The 12,751-nt window shown below is 72.7% G+C and carries 7 protein-coding genes; 5 read left to right on the top strand and 2 right to left on the bottom strand.

The window, feature by feature from the left end:
- Positions 1–86: 86 nt before the first annotated feature.
- The 3 genes from ACF1AL_RS17265 to hflX all read left to right on the top strand — a co-directional run bounded on the left by ACF1AL_RS17265 (position 87) and on the right by hflX (position 6,102).
- Entirely contained in the window at positions 87–2,570 is a 2,484-nt protein-coding gene (locus tag ACF1AL_RS17265) for a RelA/SpoT family protein (RefSeq protein WP_391826373.1), read from the top strand.
- Between the two features lie 246 nt (positions 2,571–2,816).
- Positions 2,817–4,463 (top strand): M1 family metallopeptidase, encoded by a 1,647-nt coding sequence (locus tag ACF1AL_RS17260; RefSeq protein WP_391826371.1) that lies wholly within the window; start codon positions 2,817–2,819, stop codon positions 4,461–4,463.
- A gap of 145 nt (positions 4,464–4,608) precedes the next feature.
- Complete coding sequence (gene hflX, locus ACF1AL_RS17255) at positions 4,609–6,102, top strand: GTPase HflX (protein ID WP_366836522.1); 1,494 nt, start codon at positions 4,609–4,611, stop codon at positions 6,100–6,102.
- Positions 6,103–6,175: 73 nt separating this feature from the next.
- Here the strand turns inward: hflX and ACF1AL_RS17250 are convergent, their stop codons facing one another.
- Both ACF1AL_RS17250 and ACF1AL_RS17245 read right to left on the bottom strand, forming a co-directional pair.
- Complete coding sequence (locus tag ACF1AL_RS17250) at positions 6,176–7,384, bottom strand: trypsin-like serine peptidase (RefSeq protein WP_384212540.1); 1,209 nt, start codon at positions 7,382–7,384, stop codon at positions 6,176–6,178.
- Positions 7,385–7,536: 152 nt separating this feature from the next.
- Complete coding sequence (locus ACF1AL_RS17245) at positions 7,537–8,760, bottom strand: hypothetical protein (protein WP_366836524.1); 1,224 nt, start codon at positions 8,758–8,760, stop codon at positions 7,537–7,539.
- A 386-nt stretch (positions 8,761–9,146) separates the two neighbouring features.
- Between ACF1AL_RS17245 and ACF1AL_RS17240 the strand changes: the two genes are divergently transcribed.
- Both ACF1AL_RS17240 and ACF1AL_RS17235 read left to right on the top strand, forming a co-directional pair.
- Positions 9,147–10,571: a diaminobutyrate--2-oxoglutarate transaminase family protein gene (locus ACF1AL_RS17240; protein ID WP_391701007.1), complete on the top strand. Its 1,425-nt coding sequence runs from the start codon at positions 9,147–9,149 to the stop codon at positions 10,569–10,571.
- An 89-nt stretch (positions 10,572–10,660) separates the two neighbouring features.
- Positions 10,661–12,724, top strand: a complete 2,064-nt coding sequence (locus ACF1AL_RS17235) for an IucA/IucC family protein (RefSeq protein ID WP_391700908.1) — start codon at positions 10,661–10,663, stop codon at positions 12,722–12,724.
- Positions 12,725–12,751 lie beyond the last annotated feature (27 nt).

The raw sequence follows: 12,751 nt of genomic DNA, 5'->3' as shown, positions 1-12,751 counted from the left end.
CCGGCTCGGACGGGGGAGTCGCGCTCCCCTGAGCCGTGTCCGCCCTGGGGCACCCCGTCCGCCGGTCCACGCAGCCGGAGGTGCCCATGCATGCGGAGGCCACGAATCCAGCGACCCCGGGTCCGGTGACAGGCCAGGTCGCACCCGCTTCCACCGCGGCGCTCGAACAGGGCGCGCCGCCTTCCCCGCGGCGCAAGGCCCGCCCCCGCATCGACCTGCGCCGCCTGGGCCGGGCGGCGCTGCTCGGCCCCGCCGCCCGCGACCGGCTGCCCGACGCCATCGGTCACGTCGTCGACGCCCACCGCGCCCACCACCCCGACGCCGACCTCGAACCCCTGCGCCGCGCCTACCTGCTGGCCGAGTCCTCGCACCGCGGCCAGATGCGCAAGAGCGGCGAGCCGTACATCACGCACCCCCTCGCGGTCACCCTCATCCTCGCCGAACTGGGCGCCGAGACGACCACGTTGACCGCCTCGCTGCTGCACGACACCGTCGAGGACACGGATGTGACGCTCGATCAGGTCGGTGAGCAGTTCGGCGAGGAGGTGCGCTATCTCGTCGACGGCGTCACCAAGCTGGAGAAGGTCGACTACGGCGCCGCCGCCGAGCCGGAGACCTTCCGCAAGATGCTCGTTGCCACCGGCAACGACGTCCGCGTGATGTCGATCAAACTCGCCGACCGGCTGCACAACATGCGCACCCTCGGGGTGATGCGCCCGGAGAAACAGGCCCGCATCGCGCGCGTGACGCGTGACGTTCTGATCCCGCTCGCAGAACGCCTCGGCGTCCAGGCCCTCAAGACCGAACTGGAAGACCTGGTCTTCGCGATCCTCCATCCCGAGGAGTACGAACACACCCGCGAGCTGATCGTCGAGAACGCCGCCCGCACCGACGACCCGCTCGCCGAGATCGCGGAAGAGACCCGGCGGGTCCTGCGGGAGGCCGACATCCCGGCCGAAGTCCTCATCCGGCCACGCCACTTCGTCTCGGTCCACCGCATCTCCCGCAAGCGCGGCCGGCTGCGCGGCGCCGACTTCGGGCGGCTGCTCGTCCTGGTGAACGAGGACGCCGACTGCTACGCCGTGCTCGGTGAACTGCACACCTGTATGACGCCGGTCGTCTCGGAGTTCAAGGACTTCATCGCGGTACCCAAGTTCAACCTGTACCAGTCGCTGCACACCGCCGTCGCCCGCGAGGACGGCCAGGTCGCCGAGGTGCTCATCCGCACCCACCAGATGCACCGGGTCGCCGAGGCCGGCGTCGTCGCCCTCGGCAACCCGTACGCGCAGCCGTCGGACGAGCAGTCCCCGGCCGACGGCGAGCGCGCCGACCCCACCCGCCCCGGCTGGCTCTCCCGGCTCCTGGACTGGCAGCGCGCCGCACCCGACCCCGACACCTTCTGGACGACGCTGCGCGAGGACCTCGCCCAGGACCGCGAGATCACCGTCTTCCGCCCCGACGGCGGCCCGCTGGGGCTGCCCGAGGGCGCGACCTGCGTCGACGCCGCGTACGCGCAGTACGGGGAGGACGCGCACGCCTGTATCGGCGCCCGCGTCAACGGCCATCTGGCGCCGCTGGGGACGGTGCTGCGCGACGGCGACACCGTGGAACCGCTCATGGGCCAGGACCCGGCCTCCGAGCCCTCCCGCGAGTGGCTGGACCACGCCCACACGCCGGCGGCACGGATCGCCATCCAGCGATGGCTGGCCACACATCCGGAGCCGGAGGCAGGTGCCGACGCGCCCGGCGCACGCCTGGAGCAGGGGAGTGCGCCAGGCGCGGAGGGGCGCGCCGGGGGCGCTTACAGGGCTGGAGTGCGAGGCGGGGGCGCGCGTTCTGATCTGCGCGCTCCGGGGCGTACGACGGGCGCCCCTGGTGACGCGCCCGGCGCGGACGCTGCCGATCTCACGGGCCCAGGCCGCCCTGTCGCCGCTTCCACGGGCATGGGCGCGGCGCACGACACCTCGACCGAGGGCGTGGCCGCACCGGTGTCTCCCGGCGCGGACACCGTCGCGACGGCGACCGCAGCGGATGCCGCCACCGGCGATCAGGCGCCCCCTCGCGCGCCCGGCGCACGCCGCACATCACGCGCCCGAGCCGTGCGCCCCGGCGCCGCCGACGTCGTGATCCTCGGCCGTGAGGGCGCCGCCGCGCGGCTCGCCCGCTGCTGCACCCCTGTCCCGCCCGACGAGATCACCGGCTTCGCGGTGCGCGGCGGGGTCGTCACGGTGCACCGCGCGCAGTGCGCCGCCGTGACACGTATGCGCGAAGGGGGGCGTGCGGCGATCGACGTGCGCTGGGGGGAGACCACGGCGTGCCGCGTGACGCTGGTCGCTGAATCGTTCGGCCGCCCTCATCTCCTCGCCGACCTCACCGAGGCGATCGCCCTCGAAGGCGCCGAGATCGTCTCCGCGACCGTCGAGCCCCCCACCCAGCAGCGAGTCCGCCATACGTACACCCTCGAACTCCCGGACGCCGCCCGCCTGCCCGCCCTGATGCGGGCGATGCGGAACGTCCCCGGCGTGTACGACGTCGACCGCGCCCAGCACCAGGCGCCCCCCGCCCTGTGAGCAGGCCGCAACGCCCCGCCCTCAGGCGTCCGGATGGCCCCTGGGGCAGTCCTGCTCCGCCCTGAGCCGCCCGGACTCTCCCGCCCTGGGCAACCGGGACGTCCGCCTCCGGGCAACCGGGACACCCGGCCCCGAGCCCTGGTGACCCGCCCGCGCGTCCCGGCGGCCGTCCGACGTGCCCCTCTTTCGGGTGGGCCGGGCGCGCGCCGTCGCCGCCACGCGCGCGTGCGCTGGTAGCCGTGGTCCATGCCGCACACCCCTCGCGCGAACCTCCCCCACCCGCAGACCAGCCCGGCGGTCCGCGGCCCGCAGGCCGCCTCCCCGCGGGCCCACCGCACGACGGCCCCGAGCCCCAAGGCTCCGCACACGACCCCTCCCGGCCCGAAGGCGCCCCGCAGGAAGACCGCCCGGGCCCGGCGCGTGACCGCGGCGCTGCTCGGCTCCGCCGTTTCGGTCTGCCTCGTCGCCGCGAGCGCCCCCGCCGCCCCGCTCGGCATCGGCGACCGCCTCTTCCCGTACCTCGGCAACCCGGGATACGACGTCGCGTCGTACGACATCGCGCTGACCTATCCCGGCAGCAACGACAAGCCGCTCAAGGCGGTCACCACCATCGACGCCTGGACCACCACCGCGCTGGACCGCCTGAACCTCGACTTCGCGCACGGCACGGTGTCCTCCGTGGAGGTCGACGGCCGGCCCGCCTCCTTCGCCAAGGCCGGGGAGGACCTGGTCGTCACCCCGGCGAAGCGGCTCCCGCCGGGCAGCTGGACGCGGATCACCGTCCGGCACACCAGCGACCCGCGGCCGGTCGAGGGCCGCGACGGCGGCTGGGTGCGCACCGCGGACGGCCTCGCCATGGCCAACCAGGCCGACGTCGCCCACCTGGTGTTCCCCTGCAACGACCACCCCTCCGACAAGGCGATGTTCACCTTCCGGGTGACCGCGCCCACCGGGTACACGGCCGTCGCCAACGGCCTGCCCACCGGCGCCGACCGGGTGGGCGGGGCCACCACCTGGACGTACCGCACGCAGCACCCCATGGCGACCGAGCTGGCGCAGGTCTCCATCGGCCGCTCCGCCGTGCTGCACCGCACCGGGCCGCACGGGCTGCCCCTGCGGGACGTCGTCCCGGCCAAGGACCGTACGGTCCTGGAGCCGTGGCTGAAGAAGACGCCTGACCAGATCGCCTGGATGGAGAGCAAGGTCGGGCGCTACCCGTTCGAGACGTACGGGCTGCTCATGGCCGAGGCCGACACCGGTTTCGAGCTGGAGACGCAGACCCTCTCGCTGTTCGAAAGGAACCTGTTCACCGAGCCCGCCTACCCGGCCTGGTACGTCGAGTCGATCATGGTGCACGAGCTGTCCCACCAGTGGTTCGGGAACAGCGTCAGCCCGCGGACCTGGTCCGACCTGTGGCTCAACGAAGGACACGCCACCTGGTACGAGGCGCTCTACGCGGAGGAGAAGGCGCACAAGCCGATGGAGGCGCGCATGAAGGCCGCCTACGCCGCCTCCGACCGCTGGCGCGCGGCCGGCGGACCGCCCGCCGCGCCCAAGCCCCCGCAGCCCGGCCAGAAGATCGGCATCTTCCGCGCGAACGTCTACGACGGCGCCGCGCTGGTCCTCTACGCCCTGCGGCAGGAGATCGGACGGCCGGCCTTCGAGCGCCTGGAACGCGTGTGGGTGAGCAACCACCGCGACGCCACTGCCGGCACGGCCGACTTCATCACGCTGGCCTCCGGGATCTCCGGCCGTGACCTGCGCGGATTCTTCGACGGCTGGCTGTACGGCGCGAAGACCCCGCCGATGCCCGGGCACCCGGACTGGAAGCCCGCCGCCCCGCGCAAGGCACCCGCGGCCGCCCCGGTGGGGCCGGGGAAGGCCGGGAAATAAGGCGGTGACGAGACGGGCCGTTCCGTGCGACCATCATCGGGTCGCCGCGACGCGGGACGCGGGAATCTCCCCGGGGACGGGGGAATCTCCCGGGGCGCTCGCGCGTTGTGACCAGTGACGGAATCCCCATCGACGTAAGGACCCAATGACCTCCTCTTCTTCCTCTTCCCAGGCCACCAAGCGCCTCGCGCACACCTACCCCGAAGGACTTCGGGCCGATGCCCTGATGGAAGAGGACGTCGCCTGGAGCCACGAGATCGACGGAGAGCGGGACGGCGACCAGTTCGACCGCTCCGAGCGCGCGGCCCTGCGCCGTGTCGCGGGCCTCTCCACCGAGCTCGAGGACGTCACCGAGGTCGAGTACCGCCAGCTCCGCCTGGAGCGGGTCGTGCTCGTCGGTGTCTGGACCTCGGGGACCGTCGAGGACGCGGAGAACTCGCTGGCCGAGCTCGCCGCCCTCGCGGAGACCGCGGGCGCGCTCGTGCTCGACGGCGTCATCCAGCGCCGCGACAAGCCCGACGCGGCGACCTACATCGGTTCCGGCAAGGCCGACGAGCTGCGCGACATCGTCCTGGAGACGGGCGCGGACACCGTCATCTGTGACGGTGAGCTCAGCCCCGGCCAGCTGATCCACCTCGAGGACGTCGTCAAGGTCAAGGTCATCGACCGTACGGCGCTGATCCTCGACATCTTCGCCCAGCACGCCAAGTCCCGCGAGGGCAAGGCGCAGGTCGCGCTCGCGCAGATGCAGTACATGCTGCCGCGACTGCGCGGTTGGGGTCAGTCGCTGTCCCGGCAGATGGGCGGCGGCAAGGGCGGCGGCCTCGCCACCCGTGGTCCCGGTGAGACCAAGATCGAGACGGACCGGCGTCGGATCCGCGAGAAGATGGCGAAGATGCGCCGGGAGATCGCGGAGATGAAGACCGGCCGCGAGATCAAGCGCCAGGAGCGCAAGCGCCACAAGGTGCCGTCCGTGGCCATCGCGGGCTACACCAACGCCGGCAAGTCCTCGCTGCTCAACCGCCTCACCGGCGCGGGCGTCCTGGTCGAGAACGCCCTGTTCGCGACCCTGGACCCGACCGTGCGCCGGGCCCAGACCCCGAGCGGCCGGCTCTACACGCTGGCCGACACCGTGGGCTTCGTGCGCCACCTGCCCCACCACCTGGTCGAGGCGTTCCGCTCCACCATGGAGGAGGTCGGCGAGTCCGACCTGATCCTGCACGTCGTGGACGGCTCGCACCCGAACCCGGAGGAGCAGCTGGCCGCGGTCCGCGAGGTGATCCGGGACGTCGGCGCCACCGACGTGCCCGAGATCGTCGTGGTCAACAAGGCGGACGCGGCGGACCCGCTGGTGCTCCAGCGGCTGATGCGGGTGGAGAAGCACTCCATCGCCGTCTCGGCCCGCACCGGGCAGAACATCGCCCAGCTGCTCGCCATGATCGACGCGGAGCTGCCCCGGCCGTCCGTGGAGATCGAGGCGCTCGTGCCCTACACGCACGGCAAGCTGGTCGCCCGCGCCCACGACGAGGGCGAGGTGATCTCCGAGGAGCACACCCCGGAGGGCACCCTGCTCAAGGTGCGCGTGCACGAGGAACTGGCCGCCGACCTCGCGCCGTACGTACCGGCGCCGGCCGCCTGACCCTCCCGGCTCAACCGGCGAAGGCCCGCCCCCCGTGAGGGGAGCGGGCCTTCGTCATGACGGCGTCCGCGGCTCACCGGCCGCCGTACGTCCTGCTCATGTTCTGGTACAGCCCCTCGGCCTCCGGACCGAGCTGCGGGCCCGCCAGCCAGGTGTTGTCGGACGGGCCGATGGAGGTGTTCGACACCAGCTTGGTCTGGCCGTCCACCACCCGGAACCAGCCGCCGCCGGAGCTGCCACCGGTCATCGTGCAGCCGATGCGGTACATGGTCGGCAGCGACGGGGACAGCGAGAACCGGCCCGGCCGGTCCAGGCACTTGAACATCTTCAGCCCGTTGTACGGGGGCGCCGCCGGGTAACCCCAGGCGCCCATCGTGCCCGCCTGCTGCGCGGATGGCGCGGAGAAGTCCACGTCCAGCGCGGCACCGACCGTCTCCTCCAGCGACTTCGCGCCCTGCTCCGGCTTCACGTGCAGCACCGCGTAGTCGTACGCGGCACCCGCGCCGCCCGTCTCCGAACCGCCCTGGATCCACTCGTTGGACGTGGACGCCCAGTCCGCCCACCAGGCGCCGTACGGCGCGATCTCCTGCGCGGGCGCGTTCGCCAGCTGCGCCTCGGACCTGCCGAGGTCGTTGTAGGCCGGCACGAAGGCGATGTTGCGGTACCAGCCGCCGTTGCCGCCGGCGTGCACACAGTGGCCGGCCGTCCACACCAGGTTGGACTTGCCGGGGTGGTTGACGTCCTTGACGACCGTGCCCGAGCAGACCATGGAGCCCTCGGGCGAGTCGAAGAAGACCTTGCCGACCGGTGCCGCGTTGCGGTGGTACGGCGTCTTCTCCGCCTCCGCCTGGACCGGTGCCGGCTCCGGATCGCTGACGCCCTGGTCGGCGATCGCGTCCTTCGACGTGACCGTCTTGTCGGCCTCCTTCGCGGACTTCATCCGCTCCGGCTTCCACAGGCCCTCGATCACCGGGTTGACGAAGTCCTTGGCCTCACTGAGCCACTTGTCCCGGTCCCAGTTCTTCCAGCCGCCGTTCTTCCACTGGTCGACGTCGATGCCGTGCTCTTTGAGCTTGTCGGCGAGAGCGGCCGGGATCTTCACCTGGCCCGGGTCGGCGGACTGGGAAGCGTCGGCGCCGGCCTTGCCGCTCGCCGCGTCGTCGTCGGAGCCGTTGCAGGCCGTGGCGGTGAGCGCCAGAGCCGCGACGACGCCGGCGGCGGCGAGCGCCGTACGGCGACGCCGACCGCGTGGCGCCGTGGTGCGTGCGGACGTGGAACGCATGCTGCGTGTACCCCCGTTGATACGTGCTGTCGTCTGACTGTGCGAATGGAGCGATTCATCATGCACGGGCGGATGCGGGCGAACTGCGGCGAGATCGTGAAAGTTCCCGCTTGACGCCCCCGCCCCCACCGCCGCTCGCCCCTCGGCGGCCTCTACTGACCGGCGAACTTCTTGCTCACCGCGTCGTACACGCCCTTGGCGACCTTGCCCAGCCGCGGACCGGCCAGCCAGCCGGACGTCGCCGGGCCGATCGAGGTGTTGGACACCAGCGCCGGCTTGCCGTCCGGGCCCTGCGCGACCCAGCCGCCGCCCGAGGAACCACCGGTCATCGTGCAGCCGATGCGGTACATCGTCGGATCGGTCCCGTTCAGCGACAGCCGCCCGGGCTTGTCCTGGCACTGGTACAGCTTCTGCCCGTCGTACGGCTTCGCGGCCGGGTAGCCGGTCGCCGTCAGGCTCTCGATCTTCGGCACCGCCGGAGCGTTGAAGTCGACCGGCAGCGCCGAACCGACCGTCTCCTCCAGCGACTTGCCGCCGCTGCCCTCCTCCGGCGTCACATGGATCACCGCGTAGTCGTAGGGCGCCCCGTCACCGCCGGTCTCGCCGCCCTGCTCGATCCACTGGTCCGAGGTCTGCGCCCAGTCACCCCACCACACGCCGTACGGAGCGACCTGCTCCCGCGTGGCGTTCTGCAACTGCGCGACGGACCTGCCGGCGTCGTTGTACGACGGCACGAACGCGATGTTGCGGTACCAGCCGCCCTTCTTGCCCGCGTGGACGCAGTGCCCGGCCGTCCACACCAGGTTGGACTTCCCGGGGTGGGCCGGGTCCTTCACCACCGTCGCCGAGCACACCATCGTGCCCTCGGGGGAGTCGAAGAACACCTTGCCCGCCTCGGGCACGTTGGCGTGGTACTTCGGCGCCACGGACGTCGCCTGCACCGGAGCCGGGGTCGGGTCGGTGACACCCTGGTCACCGGAGAGGTCGTTGTCGTCGACGCTCTTGTCCGGGTCCTGGGCGTCCCGCATCCGGTCCGGGTCCCACAGCCCCTTGATGATCGGGTTGACGAAGTCCTGCGCCTCACGAAGCCACTGGTCCCTGTTCCAGTTCTTCCAGGCGCCGTTCTTCCACTTGTCCAGATCGATCCCGTGCTCCCTGAGCCGGTTCTTCAGATCGTCCGGGATCTTGATCTGCGTGTCGCCGCCCGCGGAGGCGGTCGCGGTGGGCCGGCCGTCGGCGTTGTCGTCGCCGCCCTCGCAGGCCGTGGCGGTGAGGGCGAGGGCCGAGACGAGCGCGAGCGCGGCGAGCCTGGGGGTTGCTCCGCGGCGTGCGCCTCCCTCCCGGCGAGCGGTGAACGACGGCCGTATGGATCGCATGCTGCTGACTCCCCCTGGGGTGAACGTGCTGCCGCCGTGCCTTCGCCCTCCCGTCCTGCTCGGGGCGTGCGCACGGCGTCCGGAACGGGATCACACACTATGCGCTCGCTGTGGGGGACTTCCGCCGGTACGGCAACGGTTCGGCTACAGCCGGTCAACGGGTGCGCGGCGAAGGGCACTCCCACGTCGCGAACGCCGTCCGCGACGCCGGGGCCGGCCGATCTCACGAGGAGCGCGCGGTCCGCCTGCATCGGCGGTGGCCTCCGGACCTTCGTGACCGGGGACCCGTAACCCGCCGGGCGGTGCGCTGTTGGTAGCGATGGGGCCCGGGCCGCCCTGTTCGGCCGCCCGGCTCCGGCACACCGGGTGAGGGGGCGGGACACAGCCTGCGAGCGACGACTCGAGCGACAACTCGCCTCCGGACAGCGGGAGGAGAGGGAGCCGTGGCCTTGACCGAGGGGATCCTGCGACGACAGGCGGCGCGCGAGTCGGCGGCACGCACCTACGCGCGTGCCCTGCCGATCGTGCCGGTGCGGGCCCGGGGCCTGACCATCGAGGGCGCCGACGGACACCGCTACCTCGACTGCCTCTCCGGCGCCGGCACCCTCGCCCTCGGCCACAACCACCCCGTCGTCCTGGAGGCGATCCGGGCCGTCCTCGACTCCGGCGCCCCGCTGCACGCCCTGGACCTCGCCACGCCCGTCAAGGACGCGTTCGTCACCGAACTGCTCGGCACCCTGCCGCCCGGACTCGCCGACCGTGCCCGCGTCCAGTTCTGCGGCCCGGCCGGTACCGACGCCGTCGAGGCCGCGCTCAAACTCGTCCGCACCGCGACCGGACGCACCGGCGTCCTCGCCTTCACCGGCGCCTACCACGGCATGACCCGCGGAGCCCAGGAAGCCTCCGGCCACGCCTCCGACCTGCCCGGGCACCAGGCCTGCGACGCACGAGTGACCCACCTGCCGTACCCGTACGACTACCGCTGCCCCTTCGGCGTCGGCGGCGAGGCGGGGACCGAACTGGCCGCCCGCTGGACCGAGTCCGTCCTCGACGACCCCAAGTCGGGCGTCCCGCACCCCGCCGGACTCATCGTCGAACCCGTGCAGGGCGAGGGCGGCGTCATCCCCGCGCCCGACGCCTGGCTGCGGCGCGTCCGGGAGCTCACCTCCGCCCGGTCCATCCCGCTCATCGCCGACGAGATCCAGACCGGGGTCGGCCGCACCGGCGCCTTCTGGGCCGTGGAGCACAGCGGCATCACCCCGGACGTCATGGTCCTGTCCAAGGCCATCGGCGGCAGCCTCCCGCTGGCCGTCGTGGTCTACCGCGACGACCTCGACGTCTGGCACCCCGGCGCGCACGCCGGCACCTTCCGCGGCAACCAGCTCGCCATGGCCGCGGGCACCGCCACCCTCGCCTACGTCCGCCGCCACGACCTCGCCGCACGCGCGGCCACCCTGGGCTCCTTCATGCTGACCCAACTCCAACAGCTTTCCGACGACTTCCCGTGCGTGGGGGACGTGCGCGGGCGGGGCCTGATGATCGGGGTGGAGATGGTCGAGGCCGAGGCCGAGGCGGAAGGGGAGGGGGATCGGGACGGGGGCGGCCCCCGCCCCGCATCCCCCCGGCTTGCCGCCGCCGTCCAGCGCGAGTGCCTGCGCCGCGGGCTGATCGTCGAACTCGGCGGCCGGCACTCCGCCGTCGTCCGGCTGCTCCCACCCTTGACGATCACCGACGAACAGGCCACCGCCGTCCTCGACCGGCTCGCCGACGCCGTGGCGGCGGCCGCCCGTACGGCACCGGCCGACTCCTGACCGGCACCGCCACCTCCGGCTCAGCCACCGGCCGATCCGCTCTCCCACCCCGCGCAGCCCTTCAGCGCACCACATCACGAGGAACCCCCTTGAACACCGTCTCCACCCCCGATTCCGGCCCCGGCCCGCACGCGCAGGCCACGCCGACTTGCCCGGTCGATCCCACCTCCGCGCCCACGTCCGACACCTGTGTCCCTCGGCAAGGCGGACCGGAGCGGCAACCTCAACGGCCGCCGTACGGCAAGCAGGACGCCGTTGGGCCGAAGACGCCCCCCGCCGACCCGGACCCCCTCACCCACCCCGATCCGCACGTCGCCGCGCAGGCTGCCGCCGTCGAGAACCTGCTCCGCTGCTGGGTACGGGAGACAGGCATCCCGGCCCCCACCGGTGCGTTCCTGCGCATTCCGCTGCCGGCCACCGGAACCGCCCTGCTCGTCCCCGTCCTCCACTGGTCCCCGACCGGCTGGCACCGTTTCGGCCCGGCCCGCCTGGCCGACGCCCCGGACACCTCCCCTCCGGCCGATGCTGTCACCGTGGCCGCCCTGCTCGCACGGGAATCCGCCCCGGCGGCCGAGAACGGCACCGACCTTGTGGACCTGGTCGCCCGCGTCGCGGACTCCGTGCGCCGCACCGCCTCCTTCATCAGCGAGCTACGGGGCGAGGCCCACGACGACGGGCGCGACGAAGCCAGCGGTGAATTCCGCGGCGGCCTGCGCGGTGAAGTCCGCGGGGCTTGGCGTGCCGAAGCCCGCGGTACCTGGCGTGCCGAAGACTGCCGGGAACTTCCCGCCCCTCCCTCCGACGCGTTGGATGGCTTCCTCTCGGCCGAGCAGGCGCTCACGCTCGGACACCCCTTGCACCCGGCCCCCAAGAGCCGTGAGGGTCTGTCCGAGGCCGAGGCTCCGCTCTACTCACCCGAGTCGCACGGTTCCTTCCCCCTCCACTGGATCGCCGTAGCCCCTTCCGCACGTGCCACCGACTCGGCCTGGACCGAGCGCGGCCGTGTCGTCCCCGCCGACCAACTCACCGCCCGACTCGCCGGCACCGCTTTGCCGCTGCCCGACGGTTATGCGGCCCTGCCGGTGCATCCCTGGCAGCTCCGTGAAGTCCGCCACCGGCCCGAAGCTGCCGCCCTGTTCGACTCCGGCCTGCTGCGGGACCTCGGCCCCCATGGCCTCGCGTGGCACCCCACCTCCTCCGTCCGCACCTTGTACCGATCCGGCGCCCCGGCCATGCTCAAGCTGTCCCTGGGCCTGCGCATCACCAACTCCCGCCGGGAGAACCTCCGCAAGGAACTCCACCGTGGCGTCGAGGTCCACCGGCTGCTGCGTACCGGACTGGCCCGGCAGTGGCAGGCCGCGCACCCGACGTTCGACGTCGTCCGGGACCCCGCCTGGCTCGCCGTCGACAACCCGTCCGGCCACCCGGTGACCGGGCTCGACGTGGTGATCCGGCACAACCCGTTCACCCCCGCCGACGACGTCTCGTGCGTCGCCGGGCTCGTCGCCCCGCGGCCGGCCGTGGCTTCCACGCCCGGCTCCCGCCTGGCCGACGTGGTCACACGGCTGGCGCACCGCACCGGTCGCCCGCGCGGAGCCGTGGCCGCCGAGTGGTTCCTGCGCTACCTGGAGCACGTCGTCCGCCCCGTGCTGTGGCTCGACGGCGAGGCCGGCATCGCGCTGGAGGCCCACCAGCAGAACACTCTGCTCCTGCTGGACCCGGACGGCTGGCCGGCCGGCGGCCGCTACCGCGACAACCAGGGCTACTACTTCCGTGAGTCCCACCGCGCCGCACTCGACCGACGGCTCCCCGGCATCGGCGCGCACAGCGACACCTTCGTGGCCGACGACGTGACCGACGAGCGCTTCACGTACTACCTCGCGATCAACAACGTGTTCGGCCTGATCGGTGCCTTCGGCTCGCAACGTCTGGCGGACGAACGGCTATTGCTCGCCGCGTTCCGCCGTTTCCTCGGCGCCGCCGCGTCCGGCCCCGCACCACTGCGCAGCACGCTGCCGGGCCGGCTGCTCGACTCACCCACCCTGCGGTGCAAGGCCAACCTGCTCACCCGGCTGCACGGCCTCGACGAGCTCGTCGGACCGGTGGACACCCAGTCCGTCTACGTCACCATCGCCAACCCCCTTCACCTCTGACACTCGCATCGCCTGACATCTCCTGAC

It is taken from the genome of Streptomyces sp. NPDC014801 (genome assembly GCF_043082085.1).
Lineage (GTDB): Bacteria > Actinomycetota > Actinomycetes > Streptomycetales > Streptomycetaceae > Streptomyces.
Note: the sequence above shows the minus strand (reverse complement) of the source record. Positions and strands in the feature narration are given on the sequence as shown.

Coding starts and splice junctions, on each gene's coding strand:
- ACF1AL_RS17265 (WP_391826373.1), top strand. CDS start 87: ATGCATGCGGAGGCCACGAATCCAGCGACCCCGGGTCCGGTGACAGGC.
- ACF1AL_RS17260 (WP_391826371.1), top strand. CDS start 2,817: ATGCCGCACACCCCTCGCGCGAACCTCCCCCACCCGCAGACCAGCCCG.
- hflX (WP_366836522.1), top strand. CDS start 4,609: ATGACCTCCTCTTCTTCCTCTTCCCAGGCCACCAAGCGCCTCGCGCAC.
- ACF1AL_RS17250 (WP_384212540.1), bottom strand. CDS start 7,384: ATGCGTTCCACGTCCGCACGCACCACGGCGCCACGCGGTCGGCGTCGC.
- ACF1AL_RS17245 (WP_366836524.1), bottom strand. CDS start 8,760: ATGCGATCCATACGGCCGTCGTTCACCGCTCGCCGGGAGGGAGGCGCA.